This window comes from Bacillus sp. EB106-02-03-XG38 (assembly GCF_058792175.1).
On the sequence record NZ_JBYTED010000001.1, the window covers coordinates 1723780 to 1749376 of the forward strand.

Consider the following 25597-nt stretch of genomic DNA (forward strand, 5'->3'; position numbering starts at 1 on the left):
ATTGTAGACAAAAAATGTATTTTTTGTACATTCTACCTGCCAAAGAGGATATAAAACCGACATTTTCCTAGGCTAAATTACACAATCTGTTACAATTATTCTTCAAACTTATAACCAACTCGAATAACAGTACCGATATGCTTCGCTTTATCTCCTAGCTTATTTCGTAGTTTTTTAATATGAGTATCAACCGTTCGGTCATCACCATAATAGTCATATCCCCATAACTGATCTAATAAATGTTGACGTGACAACACAATTCCTTTGTTCTCCATTAAATAAACAAGAAGCTCAAACTCTTTATGTGTCAATATAATCTCTTCTCCATCTACTAAAACAGTTCTAGATAGACGATTCACTTCTATTCCAGCTAAAGTCATAGCATTTTCTTCTGCTACTCCTACCACGCCATCCGCACGTTTCAATAACGTCTTCGCGCGAGCTACTAACACTTTCGGGCTGAAGGGTTTCGTTACGTACTCATCTGCACCTAATTCGAACCCTAGTAATGTATCATCCTCATCTGAACGTGCTGTTAACATAATGATAGGTACTGCTGATTCTTTTCTAATTCGTCTACAAACAGACCATCCATCTATTTCAGGTAACATAATATCTAACATAATTAAATCAATTTCATGCTCTGCAAATAACTCTAACGCTTTTTTTCCGTCTTCTGCTTCGATTACTTCAAAGCCTTCATTACGAAAATAATCACTAACGATTTCACGTAATCTTCTTTCATCTTCAACAAGTAATACTGTTTTATTCATATCATCTATCCCGCCTTTTTACTCTTTCAATCGAATAATACGTTGATTGGAGCTTCCGCGAAATGGAAGTGTTAAATCTTTTTTCTCGATTTCAAATCTTCCATCGACTAAAACATCCCCATAATGTAACAACTCTATCATATCATTATTTTGAGAACTCTGTATCTCTTCTAACGTATAACCTGTATACATCCATAAATTTTTTTTCATATCTTTCACTGCTTTTGCTACTTTTTTCACTTCAGCAGCTTGGAAAAATGGATCTCCACCTGAAAATGTTACATCAGTTAATGGATTACTTGCAATCTCTTTCACAATTTCTTCTACTGCCATTTCAGTTCCATTACCAATATTCCACGATTTCGGATTATGACAACCGAAACAACGATGCGGACAGCCCGCAAAAAACACGACTGTCCGCAACCCTTCCCCGTCTACAACACTATCATGAATGATGTTCATCACTTTCATTTATGCTTCACCCGATCCATCTCTTCACTACGTTTTGCACTATTCCACTTCGACATATCGCCTACAAGATATCCTGTTATACGGCGGATTCTTTCTATATTAGCCTCTTCTTCATTTCCGCAACTTGGACATTCATTTCCAATGACTCCGTGATAACTACAGCACTTACAACGATCTACAGGATGATTAATTGAACCGTACCCAACGCCATGATCTGCCATCGCTTGTACAATTTGTTTTAACGCCTGCTTGTTATGCATAGCTGCTCCGTCTAATTCAATATACGTAATATGTCCCCCGTTACATAAGGCATGGAAAGGTCCTTCTAAACGAATTTTGTTTATCGCTTGCATGTTATAATAAACTGGGATATGGAATGAATTTGTATAATAATTATGGTTCGTTATACCGCTAATCACGCCAAATTCTTCCCTATCTTTTTTCACAAACTTCCCTGATAACCCTTCTGCAGGAGTTGCAATGACTGAGAAATTCAGTTCATGTTCTTCTGTCGCTTTATCCATTCTATCTCTCATAAAGGAAATGATTTCGTACCCGAGTTTCCATGATTCTTCATCTTCCCCATGATGCTTTCCTGTTAAAGCTACTAAACACTCCGCAAGACCTATAAAACCAAGACTTAACGTCCCTTGCTTTAAAATGGATGCTACAGAATCTTCAGGCTGTAACTTTTCGCCACCGCGCCATACACCTTGTGAGTATAAAAATCGAAAATCTCTTGCTCGCTTCGTACATTGATACTCAAATCTCTCTAATAATTGCTTAATCCCTAAGTCTAAGTAATAATTTAACGCTTCAAAAAAAGCTTCCTTTGAACCACTAATGAGCGCTAGTTTCACTAAGTTAATAGACGTAAATGATAAATTCCCTCTTCCAATCGCTGTTTCTTCTCCGTGTATGTTAGACATAACACGGGTACGACATCCCATGTAACACACTTCACTTTCCGGTCGTCCGTCATAATGCACTGCATTAAATGGCGCATCTAAAAATGAAAAGTTAGGGAATAATCGTTCAGCCGTTGTCTCTAACGCTAATTCAAATAAATCATAGTTCGGATCGCATTCTTCAAAGTTCACACCTTTTTTCATTTTAAAAATTTGAATCGGAAAAATTGGTGTTTCCCCTTTACCAAGACCAGCTTGTGTCGCTTTTAAAAGCTGTCTAACTAGTAACCGTCCCTCTTTTGATGTGTCTGTTCCATAATTAATAGAAATAAACGGTACTTGTCCCCCGCCCCTACTGTGCATACTATTTGAATTATGAATGAAAGCTTCACACGCCTGATACGTATCATTTTCTGTTTCTTTCCATGCAAATTCTTCTATTTGTTCTTTCGTAAGCGGATATGACTGCAATCGTTTCTTATGTCTCGCTACTGTTTTTCTCACATACGGAGCTAAATCAATATCAAAGAGTGCAAAGGATTGACCACCGTGCTGCATATTTTGATTCGCTTGAAAAATAATAGATGAAAGGGCCAATGCACTTTTAATGTCTTGTGGTTGTCTCATATGCCCATGTCCGGTATGAAAACCGTTCGCAAGCATTTGCGCTAACGGAATTTGCGAACAAGTCGTCGTTCCCGTCGCATAAAAGTCTAAGTCATGTGGATATAATATATTTTGATTTATCGCTTTTTTCACTTGATCTGACAATAAATTTTCAACAGCGTAATATTTCGCACTCTCAGATGCGAACGTTCCCATTACTCCCATCGGAGAGCGGCCATCTACATTTGCATTTTCTTGCATTAAATCTTGTTCATTGCCGTGGACAATCGTCTCAAATACTCTCATTAATTCTTCTCCACGTGTATTTTTTTGTAACATTTATAACCCTCCACCAATATGTTGTTGTCTTTTGATTAAAATGTTACTACATATAGTCTGATTGTTTCTGTGAGAAATGTAACATTCCTGTGAAATTTTTTCCACGAAATAATGAATTTTTCATTTACAAAAAAGAAATGTGCTCTTTACAAATGTATGGTACAATATACGGGAAAAACTCTTTTTACCCTTTATCAACACATTTGAATAAAGGAGACTGAACTTATGGTTACTACATATCTTTTATTTATCGTTGCCTACTTACTTGGCTCGATTCCATTTGCACTAGTCGTTGGAAAGATTGGTTATGGAATTGACATTCGTGAGCACGGAAGCGGTAATCTAGGCGGAACAAATACATTCCGCACACTAGGGAAAAAAGCAGGTTTTATCGTTACAATTGCTGACATTTTAAAAGGTACATTAGCAACAAGTCTACCGATTATTTTCGGATTAGATGTTCACCCACTATGGTTCGGATTAGCAGCTGTTCTTGGACATGTGTATCCGATTTTCGCGAAATTCCGTGGTGGTAAAGCAGTTGCAACTTCTGCTGGCGTGCTATTATGCTACTCACCAGTTGTTTTTGCAATATTAGCTGTTGTCTTTTTCAGCCTTTTATTTACAACAAGATACGTATCACTTTCTTCTATGGTAACAGCCGTCGTTGCTGTTATTGCATCAATTGTTAGCGGGGATAAAATCTTCATTATTGCGATGTGTTTATTAGCAGGTATGGTTATTTATAAACACCGTGCAAATATCGGACGAATTATAAATAAAACTGAACCGAAAGCAAACTTTTCAAAAAAGCAAAAATAAGATCGTAACCCACATAACGCAAAAAGAAAACGTGAAGCATATTAATAGCGTCTTTTTGCGTTATTTTTTATACTAAAGAAAAAGCAACATAATTTGGAGGAACTATACATGAATCTTTCCGTAACAAAAGAAGCAGCACAATGGTATAAAAACGAATTAAACTTACAATCGGGTGAAACACTACGCCTTTTCGTACAATACGGCGGTTGCAGTACGGTGCAAAAGGGACTTTCTTTAGGTATTCGTAAAGATGATCCTGCACATCCTGCTGTTCAAACTCAAGAAGAAGGTATTAACTTCTTTATTGAAGGCGATGATGAGTGGTTCTTCGATGGACATAATTTATCTGTTACATTTAACGACGGTGATGATTTCCCGCAATTTAATTATGAAAAATAAAAAAAACGTGGCATCTGCCACGCTTTTTTATTTTTTCTTAATTTCCTCATATTTCGCATACCACTCAGGATAGAACTTTTTAAATGATACGGGCCTGAATCCTTCTTTTTTCGCACAAATATTCGTCGTACTCGCAGTAATACAAAGGTCTCCATCACCATTATAAATTTCATATCCATATACAACACGAAGCGGGCTCACAGTGTCCACCCACGTTTTCACAATTGCCTTTTCACCGTAACGCATCGCTTTACGATATGAAATTTGCAAATCTAACACAGGAGAAATAATGCCCTCTTTCTCCATTTCAACATATGAAAAACCTAAATCTTGTATAAGTTTTGTACGGCCTAATTCAAGCCACACTAAATAGTTTGAATGGTAAACAACACCCATTTGATCTGTTTCCGCATAACGGATTTCAACTTCATGTTCTGCTACAAACATACATACTCGCCTTCTTTCACTTCTGCTACCTTGCATACATTTAATCATAATACAGCGGAATCAAAAATAAAATAAAAACAGTGAATCTTTTACCGAAAGGAGCAAGCATATGATTCAAATTGTAACGGTTCGTAGCGGGGATAGCGTATATAGCTTGGCATCAAAATACGGATCCACACCTGACGAAATAGTAAAGGACAATGGACTAAATCCAGCTGAAACACTCGTTGTTGGTCAGGCACTGATCGTGAATACGAAAGGGAATAATTATTATGTACAGCCTGGTGATAGCCTCTATCGAATTTCTCAAACTTATAACGTCCCTCTTGCTAGCTTAGCTAAAGTGAATAACTTATCTTTAAAATCCATTCTCCACGTTGGGCAGCAATTATATATACCGAAAGGGACGAAACGAGCAGTAGAATCCATCGCTTATTTACAACCTTCAACTATACCTATTAAAGAAAGTTTAGTTAATGCTACACGTGCCATTAATCCATTTTTAACATATTTAGCTTACTTCAGTTTCGAGGCAAAAAGAGATGGTACGTTAAAAGAACCAACGGAAACAGCTAAAATCGCTAATATTGCAACGCAAGGCAACACCATTCCTATGCTCGTTATTACGAACATCGAAAATGGAAATTTCAGTGCCGATCTGACCTCAGTTATTTTACGGGATCCAACAATTCAAAACAAATTTATTACAAACATTTTGCAAACAGCTGAAAAATATGGCATGCGAGACATTCATTTTGATTTCGAGAGTGTAGCTCCTGAAGACCGAGAGGCGTATAATCGCTTTTTACGTAATGTGAAAACCCGTTTACCTAACGGATACACATTGAGTACAACGCTAGTACCGAAAACAAGTTCAAACCAAAAAGGAAAATTTTTCGAAGCTCACGATTATAAAGCACAAGGACAAATTGTTGATTTCGTCGTTATTATGACATACGACTGGGGTTGGCAAGGCGGACCACCGATGGCGATTTCTCCTATCGGTCCTGTAAAAGAAGTACTTCAATACGCAAAATCTCAAATGCCTCCCCAAAAGATTATGATGGGACAAAATTTATACGGATTCGATTGGAAACTTCCGTTCAAACAAGGGAATCCGCCGGCAAAAGCAGTTAGCTCTGTCGCAGCTGTTGCATTAGCTCGTAAATACAATGTTCCTATCCGCTATGATTTCACAGCTCAAGCTCCTCATTTCAATTACTTTGACGAAAACGGCGTACAACACGAAGTTTGGTTTGAAGATTCGAGATCTATTCAAAGTAAATTCAATTTAATGAAAGAACAAGGCATTGGTGGCATTAGCTACTGGAAGATCGGTTTACCATTCCCGCAAAATTGGCGTTTACTCGTCGAAAACTTTACGATTACGAAAAAGGGCTGACATAAGTCAGCCCTTTTTTACTCATCACAAAAAGAAGAATGATAACATTCTCCCTTTTTTAACCGTTATCAACAATCGGTTGTTTGCCTGTTTGGTCTTGCATTTGCTTTCCTTTATTGCCACCAGCTTTTTTTGATTGTGTTCCAATATGATTCGGTGCAAAGTCTTTTGAATTCTTTTTCGGATTACCCATTACTATCGCCTCCTTAACACTAGTATCGTACTAGTGTTAAGAATTATTCAGCTTGCTTAAAAAGTTTCATTTCATAACGTTTTTCAATACGCTCTTCAATACGATCGATTGCATCGCGATCGCTTAATAATTGTTGTTTATTTTCTTTCACAAGTTCGTCAAATGATTTACGGCGACTTCTTCTCACGCTGTTCACCCTCTCTCCTTCGCATTCTTACTATACATAGTATGAGCAAAGGAAAAACTCTTTAATCAGATTTGTAAGAAAATTTTATGTTTTAGTACTCCTAAAAAAACTCCGTGTACAATAAAACGTACACGGGATTTTCTATACCATCATATTTAAATATTCTTTTAGCTTTTCATCCGCATTCATTTCACTTCGCTTATATTCACTTAGCGCTTGTAGTACGAAATCATACTGTTCTAAAATATAACTTTCTAATTTCAAGACGTCCTCTAAGCTATTAAGCATAATTCTCGTATTACCAACTTCACTTTTTAACGCCGGTTCACATTTTAAACTCGTACATATTTCTTTCACATCATCTTCTAATATCTCTGTTAATATGTATTTCTTTCGTCCTTTTACTTTCACCCTCATAACTGGATAAAAAGCTTTTATATCTAAATAGCTTCCTACATTGATACAACGAACCCATTCGATATCACGTTTATTTCGTACAAATATCCCTTTTACTGCTTCATATACTGCTGTTTCATCAAGCACTTCTGTATTTGATTTCCTTTTCGCCTCTTCTTCAATAGAAGCACATTTTTGATAAACAGCTGCACAAGTAATACAATCATCAAATGCATTATGAGAACTTAAACGAATGCCAAGCATTCGCTTTAACGTTTCAAGTTTATGATTAGGCGCGTGCTTCATATATTTCTTTGCTAGAAACACAGTATCAATCACTTTATTTTGAGGTTCCGGTAATCCAAGCATATTCACATTACTTTTCAAAAAGCGCATATCAAAAGATGCATTATGAGCGACAATTACATTTGTATGTAAAAACGCTAAAAATAAAGGCAACACTTCTTCAATCGTCGGTGCATCCGAGACACGATAATTTGTAATACCTGTTAAACTTGTTATTCGGTCCGGAATTGAACGCTCTGGATTCACATAGGAAACAAATTGATCTACTAGTTCATGATTGCGATATTTCACTGCTGCGACTTGAATTATTTTATCATTATAAGGGTTAAATCCTGTTGTTTCAAAATCAATTACAACATAATCTAACGGTAAGGATATATTCCCCACTCCAAACACTCCTTTACCTCTAAACGTTTATATTTCTTTTATCATAACATGCTGCTATCACTACGTGAAAAAGAAAAGGCAGAAATGGTAACTTTCCACCTCTACCTTTTCACCATTATTTTAATTTAGCAATCCGTTTCTCCATTTCTTTTTGCGTCATCGGTCCAATAAACTTATCTTGAATGACACCTTTCGTATCTATAAAATACGAGGTTGGGATCGTAATTACTTTATACGCTGTTGTCACATCAATGTTCTTGTCCAATAAAATTGGAAAAGTAATTCCTTTTTCCTTAGCAAAATTGCTTACCTTTTCTACTCCTCCACCTTTTTCTGAAGGCGTATAATTTATTGCTAAAATCTCTACGTTTTCTTTATGTTCTTTATAAAAAGCCTCCATATCTGGCATTTCTTGCTGACAAGGTCCACACCACGTTGCCCAAAAGTTTAAAATTACTTTCTTTCCTTTTAAATCTGATAACTTTACATTCGTTCCATCTAACTTTGTTAATTCGAAGTCCGGCGCACTCTTCCCTATTTCAATACCATTACTTGCAATCATCTCTTTCATAGCAGCTTCACTTTTTTCTTGTTTTCCTTGTACTGCCTGATTTTTTTCACCAAACTGTTCATAAGCCGCATATCCCGCTAAACAAAGTAACACTACAATAATCGTAAGCTTCCTCCACATTTTATATCACCCTAACGTGTTTATCTTCTTATAACTTAATCATTCAAACACTCTATACCTTATTTTAGCTTATACGGACAAGCTTGGAAATATTCACAGTCGAAATAATCTAAATATTCGTAACTAAGATGAAATATTTTCCTTTTCATCATATAATTAGTAATATATACGAAACCTGCGAGGTGATATGTATTTTACAATTGCTAATCAACCCGTTCACTTACGTTTTTTTCACTTTACCATTACTATGTATTTGTTTGAGCAGTTTGCTATACAAATTTAAATGGGCTGCTATTATTATTTCTTTTACTGTCCCTTTTATATTTTTCATTATCGTCTCTGAATTTGACATACACCTAGCTTTACAAAGCTTTGATGCTTGGATCATTTTTAGTGCTGTTTATTCTGTACTTTCCTACATAATGGCAGCATTAATAAGAAGAAAACGGCACATATAGAAATGTCAAAAAGGAGGATGTTTTTATGAATTTATTTGAAAAAATACTATTATATATTCTTAGTTTTATATTTTCCCCAATCGGCATTATCACTTGGATCATCTCGCTCTTCAGTAAAGATCCTGAAAAAAGGCAAGTGGGACGTATTTGCCTCTATATCGCTTTAATCTCATTTATACTATTAGCCGGCCTTGGTGTTCTTAGTTTCTTCACGACGACTACAACTACTATATAGTAGTTATAGAAAGGATGATTATTTTGGGAGAACATCCTATAAGTAAAGAACTTCGTTATATACGGATATGTTTAGTTGTTTTAGTAATTGTTCTTTTATTTTTCAATGGTAAAAAGGTCGTTGAAATTTCTACAAATCATGATTCTACAGAAAATATTTCGACCGATAATATGACACAGATTGCTGAAAACACATTCGCCATTCAAGAATATAACCCATCTCTAAGTAGCAATCATACGGTCAAAATTTTTAAATATAATCCCGATACAAACCAACTTACTCTGGTGAAAGAGTTTGACGCTAACGATACTGAGTCTTATACGCATCAACTTAATACGAATGAATAAAGATAAGAGCACTATGTCGCTCTTATCTTTTTATTAACATCTTTTTGAAAAATGACTTATATGTTAATAATTCTCTAGGATCCCCACATTCCACAATAATTCCATTATTCATGACAACAATCCAATCCGCTATCATCGCCCTCTCGACATCATGCGTTGCCACAATTCTCGTTACATCCCTTCCTAATCCTTCTATCATATTCCAGACAGTTTCTTGATTGCTCGGATCTAATCCCGCAGTCGGTTCATCTAACATAATAAGATTCGGATTTGAACCTATTGCTCGCAATAATGCAAGACGTTTTCTTTCCCCTCCCGAAAACTCTTCACCGCTTTTATGTAGTACAGTTTGAATCCCCTCAGGTAAATCTCTAATAATTGGCTTCACATTAACAAGTTCCATATTTTTTTCTAACTGGTTTTCTACATACACTTCCCCGAAATACGTATTCTCTTTTACAGTCGTTCGGAAAAAGCGAGGTTCTTGCCACACTGTCGTCATACGAGCCTTATTACCATGATAAACAATGCTACCGTTTGATGGTTTATACAACCCTGTCATTAATTTTAAAAGCGTCGTTTTTCCTGCGCCACTTTCTCCCACAACTATAACGAGTTCACCAGGGTGAATTTGCAAATCAATATTCTCAATTCTGCATTTCTCTTCACCCTTCTCCTGAAATGAAACATTTGTTACCGTCATCCCCATCGCTCTTTCTAGATTACTATTTGCCACTCGTTTATCTAAAAAAGAAGAAACTCTATTTGCCGAAGCGATTGCAACCTGTGTCATCATTAATAAATCACCCACGTAACGGACTGGAAAAAAGAGCATTTCAATTGTCGCTAACACTGCTACAAGTGAACCAACTTCCATTTCCCCTTGCATTATTTTTTGCGTACCTATAATGAGAACAACGATATATGCTCCTGTTTCAATCACTGTTCCAACTACTCCAATGCAATGTTGCATCATCGTCTTCTTTACTTCTGTTTTATAAGATTGTGCCGTTACTCCTTTAAATAAGCGAATGGCCCACTTTTCTTTTTGCAAACTACGTAAATCTTGCACTCCTTTTACAAACTGTGACACCATCTCTACAACACTTGACTGATTCTTTTGAGCAATGCTTGCAATATTTCTTACCTTTTTCCCCATCAATACCGGAACCGTTGCACTTAAAAATAAAAACGGAGTTACCCACAATATGAACTCTATATCTATATGTTGTAGTGCTATGAACGCACCTACAAATTGCGCAATGGCGTGTATATATTCTATTAATATAGACCCATATAACCTGACCCAATTCGGAATATCAGACATAACTAACGTTTCTAACTCTCCTTGTTTAATTTTCTCACTCTCTTCAAACGGTAATAAGAAAAAATGACGTAATACACCTATACGCTTCTCTAGTAATATTCGCTGACTTGCTTTGGAGCTTACATAATCAAATGAAAGATTGTTAATCCACATCAACAATCGACTAGCTGCAAACAAAGTAATGTAAAGATAAGCTCCCTTTAGCTCTCGTTGAATAAGATTATCTACAATTAGCCCCATGAATAGTGGACGAGATAAGTTTAAAATAGCAGCAAAAATCCCGCTGCATACAGCTGCTATTACTAATAATTTTTCTTTCTGTAACGGTAACAATATTCTTTTATATTCTTTCATGATGTTCCCTCCATTTTTATAGTAAAAAGAAAGGGATGAAACCAAATGGTTTCATCCCTTTCCATAAAATAAGGAAGCTAACAATTGTTAGCTTCCTTATCGTTCAATTCAATTATTTAGTTCGACACTTTAGATTCTTCAATTTTCTCACGAAGAACCATTTGTAAGATACCACCGTGACGGTAGTAGTCAATTTCAACTTCACTATCGAAACGAGCTACTACTTCAAATTGTTTTTCGTTACCATCTGCATCAGTTGCAACTACTTTTACAAGATCGCGTGGTCTAACTGTTTTGTCAATTTGAATTTCAAATGACTCGTTACCAACAAGACCTAACGTTTCAGCGCTTTCACCATCTTTAAATTGAAGTGGTAACACACCCATTAACACTAAGTTACTACGGTGAATACGCTCGAAGCTTTCTGCGATTACTGCTTTAATACCTAATAAGTTTGTACCTTTCGCAGCCCAGTCACGAGAACTTCCCATACCGTAATCTTTACCAGCAACAACTAGAAGGCCTGTGCCATCTTCTTTATATTTCATAGCAGCATCATAGATAGATGTTACTTCACCAGTTGGCCAATATGTTGTATATCCGCCTTCTGTTCCTGGTGCGATTTGGTTTTTAATACGGATGTTCGCGAATGTACCACGCATCATAACTTCATGGTTACCACGACGAGAACCGTAAGAGTTAAAGTCAACTGGTTGTACGCCGTTTTCTAATAAGTAGCGTCCAGCTGGTGTATGCTTACCAATTGAACCTGCTGGTGAAATGTGATCTGTCGTTACAGAGTCACCAAATTTACCAACAATGCGTAAACCTGATAACGTTTCAACTTCACCTGGCTCTTTAGATAATCCTTCAAAGAATGGTGGATTTTGAATGTATGTTGAATCATTATCCCAAGTATATAGAGCTTCATTTGAAGTTTGGATTTCATTCCAACGCTCATTGCTATTAAATACTTGTGCATATTCTTTCTTGAACAGTTCAGATGTAACAACGCTTTGAACTACATCTTCAATTTCTTTAGCTGATGGCCAAATATCATTGAAGTAAACAGCATTGCCATTTGCATCTTTACCGATTTCATCATTTTTCAGGTCAATATCAACAGTACCTGCAAGTGCATATGCCACAACAAGTGGTGGTGATGCTAAGTAGTTTGCTTTTACAAGTGGGTGAATACGACCTTCAAAGTTACGGTTACCAGATAAAACAGATGTTACTAGTAAGTCGTTTGCTGCAATTGCTTCTTCTAATTCTGGCGCTAATGGACCAGAATTACCGATACAAGTCGTACAGCCGTAACCAACTGTTTGGAAACCTAATTGATCTAAATATGTTGTTAAACCTGATTTATCTAAGTATTCAGTAACAACTTTAGATCCTGGTGCTAATGATGTTTTTACGTACTCAGGTACTACAAGTCCTTTTTCAATTGCTTTTTTCGCAACTAAACCTGCCCCGATTAATACGTATGGGTTTGATGTATTTGTACAGCTTGTAATTGCAGCGATTGCAATTGCACCTGTTTTCATCGTTACTTCTTTATCTTCTAATGTAACCTTCACTTCTTTATCGAACTCTTGCTCATTAAATCCAAGTCCTTGTGTTCCAACTGGCGCTAAAACAGCTTTGTGGAACGCATCTTTCATATCTGAAAGTGGAATTAAATCTTGTGGGCGTTTCGGTCCAGAAAGGTTAGATTCAATTGTATTTAAATCAATTTCAACAAGATCAGTGTAAATCGGATCTTTGCTGTCTGCTGTATAGAATAAGCCGTTTGCTTTACAGTATTCTTCAACAACGCGGATTTGCTCTTCATCTCTACCTGTTAAACGTAAGTATTCTAATGAAATTTCGTCAATTGGGAAGAATCCACAAGTTGCGCCATATTCTGGTGCCATATTTGAAATTGTTGCACGGTCAGCTAAAGGCATGCTCTTTAGTCCATTACCGAAGAACTCAACAAATTTACCAACTACACCTTTTTGACGTAATACTTGTGTTACTTTTAATGCAACGTCTGTTGCTGTAGTTCCACTTGGAAGTGTACCAGTTAATTTCACACCGATTACTTCAGGTACTGGGAAGTATGAAGGCTGTCCAAGCATTCCTGCTTCTGCTTCAATACCACCAACGCCCCATCCAAGAACGCCGATACCGTTGATCATTGTTGTATGTGAGTCTGTTCCAACTAATGAATCTGGGTATGCAACTAAGTCACCTTCAGCATTTTTCACAGCGTGAACGACTGGTGCTAAATATTCAAGGTTTACTTGGTGTACAATACCTGTAGCTGGTGGAACTGCTCGGTAGTTATCAAATGATTTTTGTGCCCAGCTTAAAAATTTATAACGTTCTTCATTACGTTTAAACTCTAAGTCCATGTTGAATGCAAGCGCGTCTGCCGTACCCGCTCTATCAACCTGTACAGAGTGGTCAATTACAAGGTCTACAGTAATTTCTGGATTGATTTTATCAGGATCCCCACCCATGTCTGCCATTGCTTTACGAAGCGAAGCCAAATCTACAACAGCTGGTACACCAGTGAAATCTTGTAAAATTACACGAGATGGTTTAAATGGAACATCGATATCTTGCACATCTTTCGTTCCCCATTTCGCTAAATTTGTAACATGCTCTTCTGTAATTACACGTCCGTCTACTTGACGAAGTACTGATTCAAGTAAAACTTTCACGGAATATGGTAATTGAGATACGTTGCCAACCCCTGCGTTTTCAAGCGCTTTCAAATCATAATAATGATACGTTTTTTCATCTACTTCAAAAGTTGCACGTGATTGAAATGGATTATGTTTGACCATTATGTTTCCCCCCTGTTAAACGTGACTAAGTTGTCTGAATATAAAATGTAGACAAACTTTTCAATACCTTACGATAATATCTTATTACAACTTTCTAAATAAGTAAATAATAAGAAACTTATAGATTATCATAAGTTTTCTTTATGTTTCTAAATTTGAATAATGTTCACGCTCCTTATGAATACTATTACCGTAAAGTAAAGTGCTCTATTAACGCTTTACTTACAGTTCATACACACCATGAACTGCTCATCATTCAACTTACAAAAAAGTTATAGAGGTGAAACAAAATGGGTAAAAGAAAAGCGAATCATACTATTTCAGGAATGAATGCGGCATCTGCACAAGGACAAGGTGCTGGTTATAACGAAGAATTTGCAAACGAGCCTTTAACTCCTGCAGAGCGACAAAATAATAAGAAACGTAAAAAGAACCAGTAACGAAAAATCCCAAAAGGTATATTTCCTTTTGGGATTTTTTTTAATGTTTATAACGTAGTAATTCCGAAACCGTCACAAATCGATAACCTTGCTTGTTCAGCTCAGGTAAAATTTTTGCTAATGCTGCTACTGTTTGACTACGATCATTTCCGCCATCATGTAACAATACGATATCTCCACTTTTAGCATTTTTCACTACATGATTTACAATGGATTCCACCCCTGGATTCGCCCAATCACGCGGGTCTTGATGCCACGACCATAGTACAGTTTGATAACCCGCTTCTTTCGCGGTTTTAAATACAGCATCGTTAATATATCCACCAGGAGGACGGAATAGCAAAGGTTCTTTCACCCATTTTTTAAAATATTTCTTACCATCTAAAATATCATTTTCTAATTTTTCATCTGATGAATTACTTGCATACAAATGATTCATCGTATGATTTCCAATTTCATGCCCCTCTTTTAACACTTCTTTCACTAAATATGGATTACGCTGCACTCGAAATCCAATCATAAAAAATGTCGCTTCTGCTTTATATTGACGTAATAAATTTAAAATTTGTGGAGTATACGTTGGATCTGGTCCATCATCAAATGTAATGGCAATAATCTTTTCATTATTAGGTACTTCCCACGTTACATAGCCAGTTGGTTCTAGCTCTTTTCTGAGCAACATTTTCGCTTCCACTTTTTCAACTTGAAATATATGTACTGCGCATAGTAAAGAAAAAACGAATAGAAAAATTTTCTGTTTTCGCATAACGTTCATGAAAGTAAAAGGTTGTCGAATACACAACAACCTTATTTACTCTTCCAATTGATCTACATTTCGCATAATGTTTTGGAGATTATTTTCGTATTGCTCAAGTTGTGGGCGCTGTGTTTCCGAAGCTACTTCTAACGCATTTTGAATCTGTTCATACGCTTCCTGAACCTCTTGGCGTAACTCTTTTAAATCATGACCGTAGTTTGGATCATTCTTCACAATGTTGTTATATGCATGTTCTGCTTGTGTAACTCCTTGCTGCGCCGCTTGAAAAGCTTGTTGTTTATCTTTATGATATGGCATTATACAATCCCCTTTCCATAATAGTTAGTCCCATTTATCTTTACCTTTTTTTCTAAAAACATTCTCGTATAAATTCGCAAACTTCTCTCATTCTAAAGAGAAAGAGGAGGTGTCACATACAATGGGAAAAAACAATCGTGAAGCAAAAGAAAAAAAGGGACAACCTGAACCATTAAGCGGATCTCATAAAGTAAAAAACCGTAACCATTCACGCCAAAAAAATCATGCACATCATGATATGTAAAACAAAAGGCTCACACTAACTACCTTTATCACATACAATGTTTATATTTTTACATTTATTCTTCACCCCTACTTCATTCATGCATAACATAGTATGAATTGAGATTTTACGGAGGGTGTCTTACATGGGCAAGAAAAAGAAGGATTGTCTTTTTCATGTTGATGGTTTCGAAGAATGGATGGACCAGTTTTGTTCTGACTCTTGTAGTAACTTTAGTTTCCCAAATCAAATTCATATTGACCTTTGCGAAACTGAACAAGAGTACATTTTGGAAACAGATGTACCAAATATATCCGAACAAAATGTAGTCATTAAAAAGATGGAGACAGGCCTAAACATTTGCATACTTCATAAAAATATTTCTTTGCAGCGAATCATTCCTTTACCCGCTACTATTATTTATAAGAAGATGCTAGCCTGCTTAGAGAATGGATATTTAGCCATTCATATCTCCAAAAATGAAGTTGCTAATAAACATGAAGAAAAAGTTCTTTTTCAAATTGAAAAGTAATATAAAGTAAAACTTTAACCAATGAGAGTTTTACTGCCCGCAAATAGCGGGGGAAATACAAAAATAAGCCCCAGTCGTCTGCTGGGGCTTATTTTATCCCGCGTTAACGGACAGTAAAACTCCCACCTCAAAATGCAGTTGGAGCAAAGAAGTTAGGTGGGAGATCAACTGTCCGTAAACGTCCGATTGGTTCAACTAACAATCAGTGGGGTTGAACCCCCCACTGATTAAAGTTTCACTTTATTTCGCATGTAATTCTAAATTACAATTTCTATCATCTCTTTTTTTCAATAAACTTTTTGTAATTAAAAGTACAGGAAATGCTACAGTTGCACATATAGCTAGCGCTGAAAACACAATAAATCCATTTTGGTACCCGTAGTAATCGAGAAGTACGCCCCCAATCCATGGACCAATTACTGCTCCAATTCCTGAAAAGCCCATTGCTCCAAAATAGGTTCCTTTTAAATGTGAAACAGCTATATCATCTATAAACACATCCGTCATTGAAAACATGAGAACTTCTCCAATTGTAAAAATAATTGTGCAAATGGCAGCACCTAGCGTAGATTCTACTATTCCAAATCCAAACAATCCTCCGCTCACAAATAAAGTTCCGACCATAATGGATACTAGCGGTGTATACTTTTTACACATTTGAATAACAGGGTATTGAATTACGACTACAACAATCGCATTTAAAGCTAACATATATGAAAATAATTTCACTCCATCCTGAAATATATGTGCATTTGCAAAATATTGAGATACTGTTGTCGTTAAATGAGAAAAACCACAATTACTCAAAATAATACCAACTAGTGCAACTAAAAATACGACATCCTTTCGCAAAATACGAATTGCATTTAACATTGTGACAGGCTTTTCTGTATTTACTTTCTTTTTTTCAATCGGACACTTCTTAAATTGGAACGCTAATATAGCTGTATATAGAATATATACTCCAGCTGCTACTAAAAACGGAATTGTTGATTTTGCGCTTCCAATCTGTAACCCAACAAGTGGGCCAATTGCTACACCAACATTGATTGCACCGTAACGCAAATTATATACGAGTAAACGATACTCAGGTTTCGTTAAATCTGATAATAACGCTCTTGACGTCGGTTCAAAAAAGGACCTGCATAATCCATTCAAAGCATTTAATAAAAAGAAACTTAAAACATGATCTGCAAGTGAAAAACCTATGAATACAAACACCCAAACGATCATGGACCATATTATAATCATATTTCGGCCGAACCGATCCGATAAATTTCCTCCGATAAAACTAGCAAACACTCCAACAAGTGCACTCGTTCCGATAATAGCACCCGTCATTCCAGCTGAAACGCCTTTCACAGTCGTTAAATAAATTGCTAAAAAAGGAATACTCATTGACGTGGCAAACCTCGCAAATAAAGTCCCTATTATAATTGTCATTCCTAACGGATGAATATTTTGCAACTTCCCCTTCATCTTAAAAACCTACTCTCCCTGTTCTTACATAAAAAAAGAAAGCAAAGGATCTGCTTTCTTTTCCCTTTTTATACTTGAGCTGTTGATACTCTCGTTGTTCTTGTTATATCCATATCTATGCCATATGTAAACTGTAGTTCTTTACAAACATCTTTAATTAAAATTGCGACATTATATTTCTCATTAAATTGTAAAACGATGTTTTCTACTTCTTCATATGTATACTTATATTCCCCTGTAATGACACTTTTCAGATCAAAACATTCATTTATACAAAGTTGTACAAGCAGCTCGTCATATTTCTCTATTACATCTTCTTTCTTCCACAGTACCTCTTTTACATATAACCGATCAAACTTCACACTTTCTCGATTACAGTCCGTTAAAATCCGGGTCATTTCATTTAATTCTCGATACAATTCAGAAATATTTTTGCTTAAACTAAGTAGTTTATCTACTCCGTTTTCATATAACATATTCATTCCACCCCCGCATTTTCTTTTTCTTATTATAGCAAGAAAATTCTAAAAATAGTTTCTTTCTTCTGAAATATTAGGAAACTAATTTCAATTGCTTTACAATGAAACTAGTGAACACGAAAGGGGAAAGAAAATTGAAGCAAAAATTATATTACACTGATGCTTATAAGAAAGAATTTACTACTAAAATTATAAAGCAAGATTATGATAAAGACGGTAACTTATACGTTGTTTTAAACGAAACGGCATTTTATCCGACAGGTGGAGGACAACCATTTGATACCGGCACACTAAATAAAATCGATGTAATCAATGTAGAAGAGATAAATGGAGAAATTCGTCACTTCATTGTAGAACAATTACATACAGAAGAAGTTGAAGGGAAAATCAATTGGGAGCGCCGTTTTGATCATATGCAGCAACATGCGGCTCAGCACATTTTATCTGCTGCTTTTTGGGACCATTTTAACATACCTACAATTGGATTCCATCTTGGTAAAGAGACGTTAACAATTGATTTAGAAACAGAAAATCTGCATGCAGAAACAGTTGAAAAATCAGTACAAATTGCAAACAAAATTGTTTTTGAAAACCATCCAATCCGCATCCAGTGGATGAACTTAGAAGAAGCGAAAACATTGCCCCTTCGTAAAGAACCGACTTTAACAGAAAATATACGTGTTGTTATAATTGAAAACCTCGACTACAACGGCTGTGGCGGAACACATCCGAAACATACAGGTGAAGTAGGTCCTATTCAAGTATTAGGATGGGAGCGTAATAAAGGTGGCATACGATTAACGTTTATCGCTGGCTGGCGCACACTTAAATTAATGGGACAACAGCAACAAATTATGAAGGATGTTTCTAAACAATTAAACAGTAGCGAGAATGATATTCCAGCAAAAGTAGCACAACTGCTTATTTCTCAAAAAGAAAACGAAAAAACAATACAAACAATGAATGAAAAATTATTATATGCAGAAGCAAACAAACTACTGCAACAGCCTTTAGAAATACATGCTGGCATACTTATTTCTAAAGTATTTACAAATCGTTCTATGCAAGAAATCGCAAAGCTTTCTGCTATTATTACAGAACAACAAGAGCATGCCCTTACATATTTCGTTATTGAAAATGAGGACAAACTACAATGCATCCTCACTTGTGGAAAAACAGTCACGCTCGATATGAATGCTCTTTTAAAAGTGGCACTTCCTACAATTGAAGGAAAAGGTGGCGGAAATAAAAAGAGTGCTCGCGGCGGCGGAAAAGCGGTTATGACCGGAGAAGAGTTTTTAAATCAACTTGTTTCTTCTTTACAGTCAGCAGTGTAAAACATGTTTATGAAGGATAGCTAACGGCTATCCTTCAACTATATTTACAGGCCTATATGTTGTTTCAACCCTTGATAACTCCCTGCATTTGCAAAACCGCCACTTATAAGATTGATAAAAGTTTCCGAAAAACCATAATAACTTAATTCGTTAATCGGTACCATTTGCACATCATGAATTGGATTATGATCAAACTCATTAGAAGGTAGCGTAATTTCACCTTCAATCCTTTCAAGCAGAAACGTAATATGTAATAAAGATGGACTAGCATCTGGTTTATCACAAACATATAGTAGCTTCTTAATTTTAACTTCTAATCCTGTTTCTTCTCTCATTTCTCGAATCATCGCTTCTTCTAACGTTTCACCACTCTCTACCCTTCCTCCAGGTAAAGACCAATCGCGATTAACCACTTTTTGCTTTACTAGCAATACTTTTTCATCTTCAATTAAAATTCCCGTAACACGAACTTGCATTACATTTTCCATATGTAATCTCCTCTTCCCATTATATTTACAAATTAATCCTTCCATAAAAAGAACGTATGTTTTACAATTAAAGAAAATTATGGTAGAAAGTAGTTATTACATTCATGCGTCCACCTTTAACAAAGTCTATATCACTTGAAGATTTCCAAAACTTTTATTAGTTAAAAGCAGAACTCCAAACATTTTGTCGTGAGCATGGGTTGCCAGCTAGTGGCTCTAAGATTGAAATAACCGAGCGTATCTCACATTATTTACATACTGGTAAAATATTAAAAAACTGCTCTAGTCAAAAGGTGAGTAAAGCCTCTCTCTCTTATAAAGAACTTTCTCTTCAAACGATTATTACTAACAATCACCGCTGTAGCGAAGATGTTCGTGCTTTTTTCAAAGAAAAAATCGGAGCAAACTTCCGCTTTACAGTAGCTCTTCAAAATTTTTTTAAAGAGAATGTTGGAAAAACATATGAAGATGCGCTAACGTTTTGGTATGAAGAAAACGAACGAAAAAAAGATCCTACTTATAAAACAACTATTAGTGCGCAGTTTGAATACAATCGTTTCACTCGCGACTTTTTCGAAGATCCAAATAACAAAGGAAAATCAAAAGCTGATGCTATCGCTGCTTGGAACGAAATAAAAGCAAAACCTGGTAGCAACGCCTATGTTCCTCAAAAAGTAGAAAACTAGTCCCTTTCTAATTTTCTACTTTCTCAAATAATAGCGCCAGCCCTATCCCGCCCCCTATTCCTAACGTCGCAATCCCATTTTTCATATATTCTCGTTTCGCCTGATAAAACAAGCGTGTTACAAGCATAGCACCAGATGCACCGTACGGGTGACCGAGCGCAATTGCCCCACCATTTACATTTAATTTTTCATATGGAATTTGTAACTCCTTTGCACAAGCAACGACCTTTGAAGCAAATGCTTCATTCATTTCAAAATAATCGATGTCCTCTACTTTCATATTCATTTCGTTTAATAATTTGTTCACCGCAAATATCGGACCAGTCCCCGGAAGATTTGGATCTACTCCAACTACAGCACTACGAACGAAACGAAGGACAGGCTTGTATCCTAATTTTCTGGCTTGCCCCTCTTCCATTACAAGAACGGCACACGCCCCGTCGTTTACACCGCACGAATTACCTGCCGTTACTGTACCATTTTGTAAAAATGCGGGCTTTGTTCTTTTAATCATTCTTTCATACTTCATTTCTCGTTTTATAGCTTCGTCAAAAGAGCCATTAAACGGAAGTATTTCATCTTGTAAATATCCATTTTCTAATGCTTGCAGTGTCCGTTTATAACTAAGACAAGCATACTCGTCTTGCACTTCTCGCGTTATATTATAACGCTCTGCAACATATTCAGCCGCCACTCCCATATTAGGATCACCAATTGTTTCTGGTGAAAATCGCGCTCTATTTTGAAAAGGTGATGTACTTGTACTCTCTACTCCTCCTGCAATATAACAATTACCTGCACCGCCTTGAATGAAATGACATGCGGTGCGAATCGCTTCCAATCCAGCACCACATTGCCGATCAATCGTTACACCAGGAATATGATAGCCAAGTCCTGCCTCTAAAGCAGATAATCTCGCAACATTCCCTCCTGGTCCAACAACATTCCCTAATATAACATCGTCTATCTCTCTCTCAATTCCTTTACTTAAAAACGTAAGAAGCGGCGCTACTAATTGCTGAACTTCATAATCTTTTAACATCCCATTCTTCTTACCAATAGGTGTCCTTTTCGCTTCTACAATAACCGCTCTATTCATATATCTTCTCCTGGTTTTCAATCATATTTTTTGCTACACTACGAGCGATTTTCCCGCTATTTGTATACGGTAATTCATCTACAAAATGCCATTCTTTCGGTATTTTAAACGAGGATAATCGTTGTAAGCAAAAACTTTTTAATTGTTGCTTCGTAGCACTTCCTTTTACAATGGCGACAGGTTTTTCACCCCAATAACTATCTTTCACACCAACTACAACTGTTTCATCAACGGCTGGATGCTCATGTAATACACTTTCTATTTCTTCTGGAAAAATATTAATTCCTCCAAATAAAATCATATTCTTCTCTCTACCGACAATATAAATAAAGCCTTCTTCATCTTCATAACCTACATCTCGTACTGTCATCCAGCCATCTTCAGTCAACTCTGGAAATAAAACCTTATCCAATATGTATCCCATAAAAAACTGATCACTATTCACATAAACAGTTCCAATCTCGCCTTTTTGTACTTCTTCTCCTGCTTCATTACATATTCGAACTTGCACATTGTGACAAGGTTTTCCTACTGAATTTGGCCTTCTATCGCTCTCTTCATCAACTAGTGCTGTTACAAAACTTAGTTCCGATGCACCGTAAAATTCATATTTTCGTGCATAAGGAAATATACTCTTTATTTTTTCTTTCGCTTCAGCTTCCCATTTCGCTCCTGACGAAATAATTTTCATTTCATTTTCTATTACTCTGTTTTCTTTATATAAAGACTCTAGCATTGTCGGAACTGAATACATGACCGAGATATGTTCCGTTTCTAACCTATCCAACACTTGATCTGCAATAAACTTTCTCATAACATGCACCGTTTGTCCTACATATAATGCACTTATTGCGCCATATAAGAAAAGAGAATGAACGAGCGTCCCAGTTATTAAAATAGAATCTTCTTTTTTCATATGAAAATCATATATATTGCAATCAAAGCTATGAACCCACGATTGTTGTGCACGTAAAAATGCTTTCGCCTTCCCAGTCGATCCTGATGTAAATCCCATATAGAACGGAGCATTTTGTAAATTTTCTACAGGATAATATGTAGGCAGGTAGTTCTCTATCATACTTTTCCACTCATCAATTTCGATTACTCTTCCTTCTTCATCCGGTAGTTCATTTACCTTATATCGCTCTGTCACAATCATATCCGGATTACTAATTGTAATTCTTTCTTTGAGCTCATACTGTTTCCACTTTATATCTAATGGCACACAAACCCATCCGGCCATAGCAGCACCAGCAAATAGTTGTAAAAACTCTATACTATTTTCTAATACAATTGCTATCGTTTTATTCTTCGATTCTTTTTCATTCAACCAGTTTGCAACTTTACACACTGACTCAAACCAATCTTTATATGTTAAAACTCGATTATTTTCCCTTATTGCTATTTTATTTGGTTGTAAAAAGGCATGCTCTTTATATTCTTTTGTAATCCCCATTTGAGACGTCCTTCCCTTACAAAATAATAAAAAGAAACACGCAATGAACGTGTTTCTTCTCCTTCTTATCCCGCATTTGTATATTTCCCGCCCTTTAGTGCAGGCGTAATAATATGTTTCAATGAACGATGTAATTTCGTTACAAGAATTGCTGCTATAATCGCTTTTATGCAATCGCCTGGTAAAAATACGACGCTCACTTTCATCGTCTGCCATATAGAAATATCCATTACGAAAGCTTGTATAATAATACCAAATACATAAACTACGAAAATACCACCAATTATATTAATACATAATACCTTTATTATAGAAACTTCACGTAAACGCTCAATTAAATAACCAATGACAAATGCTCCTACAATATAACCAAGTAAATATCCTGCGCTTGGCCCAACAAATACGCCTGGACCACCGCGTCCACCAGCAAGTAATGGTGCTCCAACTCCAACTATAAGTAAGAAAATAAGCTGACTTAACGCACCAAGACGTGATCCTAACAATCCACCAGCAAGCATAACACCGAGTGATTGTAATGTAATCGGAACTGGTGTAATAGCAAGAGCAATTGGAGGTATTAACCCTAACACTCCCATAATAGAACTAAATAAAGCGACGAAAACTAAGTTTTTTGTATTCATATTTGCTTCTCCTATTTGTAAACTTAAAATGTTTTTTAGATAACATATTATAGGAGTTATATTATCTTTCCATTTAGTATTTGTCAACTTACTTTGAATATAGGTTTACAAATATTTTTTCAATTATTTCTCTTTATGCAAATGCTCAAGTTCTTTCCGAAGCGCCTGCTTTAAAAACTTCCCAACAGATGTTTTCGGTATTTCTTCCATAAATACAATATCGTCTGGTAACCACCACTTCGCAAACTGTGGTTTTAAAAACTCATATATTTCCTCTTTCGTAACCTTACTATTTTTCTTTTGAACGACGCAGGCAATTGGTCGCTCTTGCCACTGCGGATGAGGAACGGCAACGACAGCTGCTTCAAATATAGCATCATGTGCCATTAATGCATTTTCAAGGTCAACTGAAGAAATCCACTCACCTCCGCTTTTAATAACATCTTTCGTACGGTCAACAATTTTCACACAGCCTTCCTCATCAACTGTAACAACATCACCAGTATATAACCAACCGTCTCGGAATCCTTCGACAGTACGATCATCGTTATAATAGCTTTCAGCGATCCAAGGTGCTCGTAAACATAACTCTCCCATCTCAGTACCATCCCACTTCACTTCACCGTTTGTACCGACTACTTTCATCTCTACACCAGGGACAAGATATCCTTGTTTTGAGCGGATTTCTAATTGCTCTTCATATGATAATTCTGTTTCATAACTTTTTAAACGTGCAAGTGTTACGAGTGGGCTTGTTTCAGTCATACCATATGCATGTACGAAAGGAACATTATATTTTTGTTCAAATGCTTTAATAACGCTTTTCGGTGCAGCAGCACCACCGCATAATATTCTCGTTATACTAGATAAATCGTAACTATTATTTTCTAATTCTTGTAATACACCGAGCCAAATTGTCGGCACACCGGCTGCTATCGTTACTTTTTCAGCTTGAATCATCTCTAATAAAATTTTTGGAGTAAACATTGGTCCTGGCAGAACTTGTTTTGTTCCAAACCAAGTAGCTGCAAAAGGAAGCCCCCAAGCGTTCACATGGAACATCGGTACAATTGCCATTGCTGCATCACTTTCCGATAAAGCAGCTGTATCCGCTAAGCCGAGCGCCATACAATGCAATACAGTACTACGATGCGTATATACAACACCTTTTGGATTTCCTGTAGTTGCTGACGTATAACACATACCAGCAGGTGTATTTTCATCAATATCTTTTACAAATTGGAAAGTTGGATCGCCTTCTTCTAATAGCTTTTCATAATGATATACAGGTTCTAGCGTAGTATTTGGAAGTTCATCTTTATCAGTCATAATAATGTAGGCTTGTACAGTTGATAATTGTGATTGAATTTTTTCAACGAGCGGTACGAGATCTTCATCAATAAGTAGAATTCGATCTTCTGCGTGCTGAATAATGTATGAAATATGTTGAGGAGATAAACGAATATTAATTGTGTGTAAAACGGAAGCAATACCAGGAATAGCAAAATACGCTTCCACATGTCGATGATGATTCCACGCTAACGTTCCTATACGCTCGCCTTCTTTAATTCCTAATTTTTTTAACGAACTGGAAAGCCTTCTCGTCCTTTCACCTAACTGCTTATACGTTAACGTCGTAATTGTATCATGTGTCCGTGAAACAATTTCTTTCTTTGAAAACAGTTTTTCTGCTCTTTCCATCATAGAACTAATTGTTAGCGGTACATTCATCATCATATGGTTACATCCCCCTTTAAAACGTTTTCATTTTTCG

Annotated in this window: 28 protein-coding genes and 1 pseudogene; 10 read left to right on the top strand and 19 right to left on the bottom strand. The window is 36.2% G+C overall.

The window, feature by feature from the left end:
• Nucleotides 1-95: 95 nt before the first annotated feature.
• Genes AC3WTI_RS08695 through AC3WTI_RS08705 form a run of 3 tightly spaced genes read right to left on the bottom strand, consistent with a single transcriptional unit; the run spans nt 96 to nt 3097 of the window.
• Nucleotides 96-773, bottom strand: coding sequence for a response regulator transcription factor (locus tag AC3WTI_RS08695; protein ID WP_087958759.1), 678 nt, complete (start codon nt 771-773; stop codon nt 96-98).
• 18 nt (nt 774-791) lie between these two features.
• The gene (nrdG, locus tag AC3WTI_RS08700) at nt 792-1244 is read right to left on the bottom strand and encodes an anaerobic ribonucleoside-triphosphate reductase activating protein (protein ID WP_087958758.1); all 453 of its coding nucleotides are present in this window, start codon (nt 1242-1244) and stop codon (nt 792-794) included.
• Nucleotides 1241-3097: an anaerobic ribonucleoside triphosphate reductase gene (locus tag AC3WTI_RS08705; protein ID WP_087958757.1), complete on the bottom strand. Its 1857-nt coding sequence runs from the start codon at nt 3095-3097 to the stop codon at nt 1241-1243. The genes nrdG and AC3WTI_RS08705 overlap by 4 nt, the downstream gene beginning before the upstream one ends.
• A 225-nt stretch (nt 3098-3322) precedes the next feature.
• On the opposite strand from AC3WTI_RS08705, the gene plsY reads away from it, so the two are divergent.
• Both plsY and AC3WTI_RS08715 read left to right on the top strand, forming a co-directional pair.
• Nucleotides 3323-3919 (top strand): glycerol-3-phosphate 1-O-acyltransferase PlsY, encoded by a 597-nt coding sequence (plsY, locus tag AC3WTI_RS08710; RefSeq protein ID WP_000258967.1) that lies wholly within the window; start codon nt 3323-3325, stop codon nt 3917-3919.
• Nucleotides 3920-4027: 108 nt separating this feature from the next.
• Nucleotides 4028-4318 (top strand): HesB/YadR/YfhF family protein, encoded by a 291-nt coding sequence (locus AC3WTI_RS08715; protein ID WP_001054449.1) that lies wholly within the window; start codon nt 4028-4030, stop codon nt 4316-4318.
• 27 nt (nt 4319-4345) lie between these two features.
• Here AC3WTI_RS08715 and AC3WTI_RS08720 read toward each other — a convergent pair whose 3' ends face one another.
• Complete coding sequence (locus AC3WTI_RS08720) at nt 4346-4765, bottom strand: acyl-CoA thioesterase (protein ID WP_000495807.1); 420 nt, start codon at nt 4763-4765, stop codon at nt 4346-4348.
• A 109-nt stretch (nt 4766-4874) separates the two neighbouring features.
• Here AC3WTI_RS08720 and AC3WTI_RS08725 point away from each other — a divergent pair, with 109 nt between their 5' ends.
• Complete coding sequence (locus AC3WTI_RS08725) at nt 4875-6167, top strand: glycoside hydrolase family 18 protein (protein ID WP_087958756.1); 1293 nt, start codon at nt 4875-4877, stop codon at nt 6165-6167.
• A 58-nt stretch (nt 6168-6225) separates the two neighbouring features.
• Here AC3WTI_RS08725 and sspN read toward each other — a convergent pair whose 3' ends face one another.
• The 4 genes from sspN to AC3WTI_RS08745 all read right to left on the bottom strand — a co-directional run bounded on the left by sspN (nt 6226) and on the right by AC3WTI_RS08745 (nt 8327).
• Nucleotides 6226-6360 (bottom strand): acid-soluble spore protein SspN, encoded by a 135-nt coding sequence (gene sspN / locus AC3WTI_RS08730; RefSeq protein ID WP_000527987.1) that lies wholly within the window; start codon nt 6358-6360, stop codon nt 6226-6228.
• A 43-nt stretch (nt 6361-6403) separates the two neighbouring features.
• Nucleotides 6404-6547: an FbpB family small basic protein gene (locus AC3WTI_RS08735; RefSeq protein WP_001254697.1), complete on the bottom strand. Its 144-nt coding sequence runs from the start codon at nt 6545-6547 to the stop codon at nt 6404-6406.
• 141 nt (nt 6548-6688) lie between these two features.
• A complete protein-coding gene (locus AC3WTI_RS08740) occupies nt 6689-7636 on the bottom strand; it encodes a 3'-5' exonuclease (RefSeq protein WP_087958755.1) in 948 nt (315 codons plus the stop codon).
• A gap of 115 nt (nt 7637-7751) precedes the next feature.
• Nucleotides 7752-8327 (bottom strand): TlpA family protein disulfide reductase, encoded by a 576-nt coding sequence (locus tag AC3WTI_RS08745; protein ID WP_087958754.1) that lies wholly within the window; start codon nt 8325-8327, stop codon nt 7752-7754.
• 483 nt (nt 8328-8810) lie between these two features.
• Here AC3WTI_RS08745 and AC3WTI_RS08750 point away from each other — a divergent pair, with 483 nt between their 5' ends.
• Together AC3WTI_RS08750 and AC3WTI_RS08755 are read left to right on the top strand one after the other, a co-directional pair.
• Entirely contained in the window at nt 8811-9020 is a 210-nt protein-coding gene (locus AC3WTI_RS08750) for a hypothetical protein (RefSeq protein ID WP_087958753.1), read from the top strand.
• 14 nt (nt 9021-9034) lie between these two features.
• Nucleotides 9035-9367, top strand: coding sequence for a YmzC family protein (locus AC3WTI_RS08755; RefSeq protein ID WP_253621603.1), 333 nt, complete (start codon nt 9035-9037; stop codon nt 9365-9367).
• A gap of 22 nt (nt 9368-9389) precedes the next feature.
• Here the strand turns inward: AC3WTI_RS08755 and AC3WTI_RS08760 are convergent, their stop codons facing one another.
• Nucleotides 9390-11093 (bottom strand): ABC transporter ATP-binding protein, encoded by a 1704-nt coding sequence (locus tag AC3WTI_RS08760; RefSeq protein ID WP_097841637.1) that lies wholly within the window; start codon nt 11091-11093, stop codon nt 9390-9392.
• 71 nt (nt 11094-11164) lie between these two features.
• Nucleotides 11165-13888 (bottom strand): aconitate hydratase AcnA, encoded by a 2724-nt coding sequence (gene acnA, locus AC3WTI_RS08765; protein WP_097841638.1) that lies wholly within the window; start codon nt 13886-13888, stop codon nt 11165-11167.
• Between the two features lie 290 nt (nt 13889-14178).
• Here acnA and sspO point away from each other — a divergent pair, with 290 nt between their 5' ends.
• On the top strand, nt 14179-14328 hold the full coding sequence (gene sspO / locus AC3WTI_RS08770) for a small acid-soluble spore protein SspO (protein WP_000518053.1): 150 nt from the start codon (nt 14179-14181) through the stop codon (nt 14326-14328).
• A gap of 40 nt (nt 14329-14368) precedes the next feature.
• Here sspO and pdaB read toward each other — a convergent pair whose 3' ends face one another.
• Both pdaB and AC3WTI_RS08780 read right to left on the bottom strand, forming a co-directional pair.
• Nucleotides 14369-15094: a polysaccharide deacetylase family sporulation protein PdaB gene (gene pdaB, locus AC3WTI_RS08775; protein WP_142286794.1), complete on the bottom strand. Its 726-nt coding sequence runs from the start codon at nt 15092-15094 to the stop codon at nt 14369-14371.
• 45 nt (nt 15095-15139) lie between these two features.
• A complete protein-coding gene (locus AC3WTI_RS08780) occupies nt 15140-15403 on the bottom strand; it encodes a hypothetical protein (RefSeq protein ID WP_087958749.1) in 264 nt (87 codons plus the stop codon).
• Nucleotides 15404-15524: 121 nt separating this feature from the next.
• Here AC3WTI_RS08780 and AC3WTI_RS08785 point away from each other — a divergent pair, with 121 nt between their 5' ends.
• Both AC3WTI_RS08785 and AC3WTI_RS08790 read left to right on the top strand, forming a co-directional pair.
• Nucleotides 15525-15647, top strand: coding sequence for a small acid-soluble spore protein P (locus AC3WTI_RS08785; protein ID WP_000517650.1), 123 nt, complete (start codon nt 15525-15527; stop codon nt 15645-15647).
• 124 nt (nt 15648-15771) lie between these two features.
• A complete protein-coding gene (locus tag AC3WTI_RS08790) occupies nt 15772-16158 on the top strand; it encodes an Hsp20/alpha crystallin family protein (RefSeq protein WP_142305900.1) in 387 nt (128 codons plus the stop codon).
• A gap of 240 nt (nt 16159-16398) precedes the next feature.
• Here the strand turns inward: AC3WTI_RS08790 and AC3WTI_RS08795 are convergent, their stop codons facing one another.
• Both AC3WTI_RS08795 and AC3WTI_RS08800 read right to left on the bottom strand, forming a co-directional pair.
• The gene (locus tag AC3WTI_RS08795; protein ID WP_097841640.1) at nt 16399-17637 is read right to left on the bottom strand and encodes an MDR family MFS transporter; all 1239 of its coding nucleotides are present in this window, start codon (nt 17635-17637) and stop codon (nt 16399-16401) included.
• A gap of 68 nt (nt 17638-17705) precedes the next feature.
• Entirely contained in the window at nt 17706-18113 is a 408-nt protein-coding gene (locus AC3WTI_RS08800; RefSeq protein ID WP_142286760.1) for a hypothetical protein, read from the bottom strand.
• A 137-nt stretch (nt 18114-18250) separates the two neighbouring features.
• On the opposite strand from AC3WTI_RS08800, the gene AC3WTI_RS08805 reads away from it, so the two are divergent.
• Nucleotides 18251-19453: an alanyl-tRNA editing protein gene (locus tag AC3WTI_RS08805; protein ID WP_179861177.1), complete on the top strand. Its 1203-nt coding sequence runs from the start codon at nt 18251-18253 to the stop codon at nt 19451-19453.
• A gap of 44 nt (nt 19454-19497) precedes the next feature.
• Here the strand turns inward: AC3WTI_RS08805 and AC3WTI_RS08810 are convergent, their stop codons facing one another.
• Nucleotides 19498-19941 (bottom strand): NUDIX domain-containing protein, encoded by a 444-nt coding sequence (locus AC3WTI_RS08810; RefSeq protein ID WP_097841642.1) that lies wholly within the window; start codon nt 19939-19941, stop codon nt 19498-19500.
• 104 nt (nt 19942-20045) lie between these two features.
• Between AC3WTI_RS08810 and AC3WTI_RS08815 the strand changes: the two are divergent.
• Nucleotides 20046-20627: pseudogene (locus tag AC3WTI_RS08815) on the top strand (DUF6434 domain-containing protein).
• Nucleotides 20628-20634: 7 nt separating this feature from the next.
• Here the strand turns inward: AC3WTI_RS08815 and AC3WTI_RS08820 are convergent.
• The 4 genes from AC3WTI_RS08820 to AC3WTI_RS08835 form a co-directional block, all read right to left on the bottom strand.
• On the bottom strand, nt 20635-21726 hold the full coding sequence (locus AC3WTI_RS08820; protein ID WP_087958743.1) for an acetyl-CoA C-acyltransferase: 1092 nt from the start codon (nt 21724-21726) through the stop codon (nt 20635-20637).
• Nucleotides 21719-23182 (bottom strand): acyl-CoA synthetase, encoded by a 1464-nt coding sequence (locus tag AC3WTI_RS08825; protein ID WP_087958742.1) that lies wholly within the window; start codon nt 23180-23182, stop codon nt 21719-21721. Before AC3WTI_RS08825 ends, AC3WTI_RS08820 begins: the two co-directional genes overlap by 8 nt.
• 65 nt (nt 23183-23247) lie before the next feature.
• Entirely contained in the window at nt 23248-23823 is a 576-nt protein-coding gene (locus AC3WTI_RS08830) for a biotin transporter BioY (protein ID WP_087958741.1), read from the bottom strand.
• Between the two features lie 123 nt (nt 23824-23946).
• The gene (locus AC3WTI_RS08835) at nt 23947-25560 is read right to left on the bottom strand and encodes a long-chain fatty acid--CoA ligase (protein WP_087958740.1); all 1614 of its coding nucleotides are present in this window, start codon (nt 25558-25560) and stop codon (nt 23947-23949) included.
• Between the last annotated feature and the right edge of the window lie 37 nt (nt 25561-25597).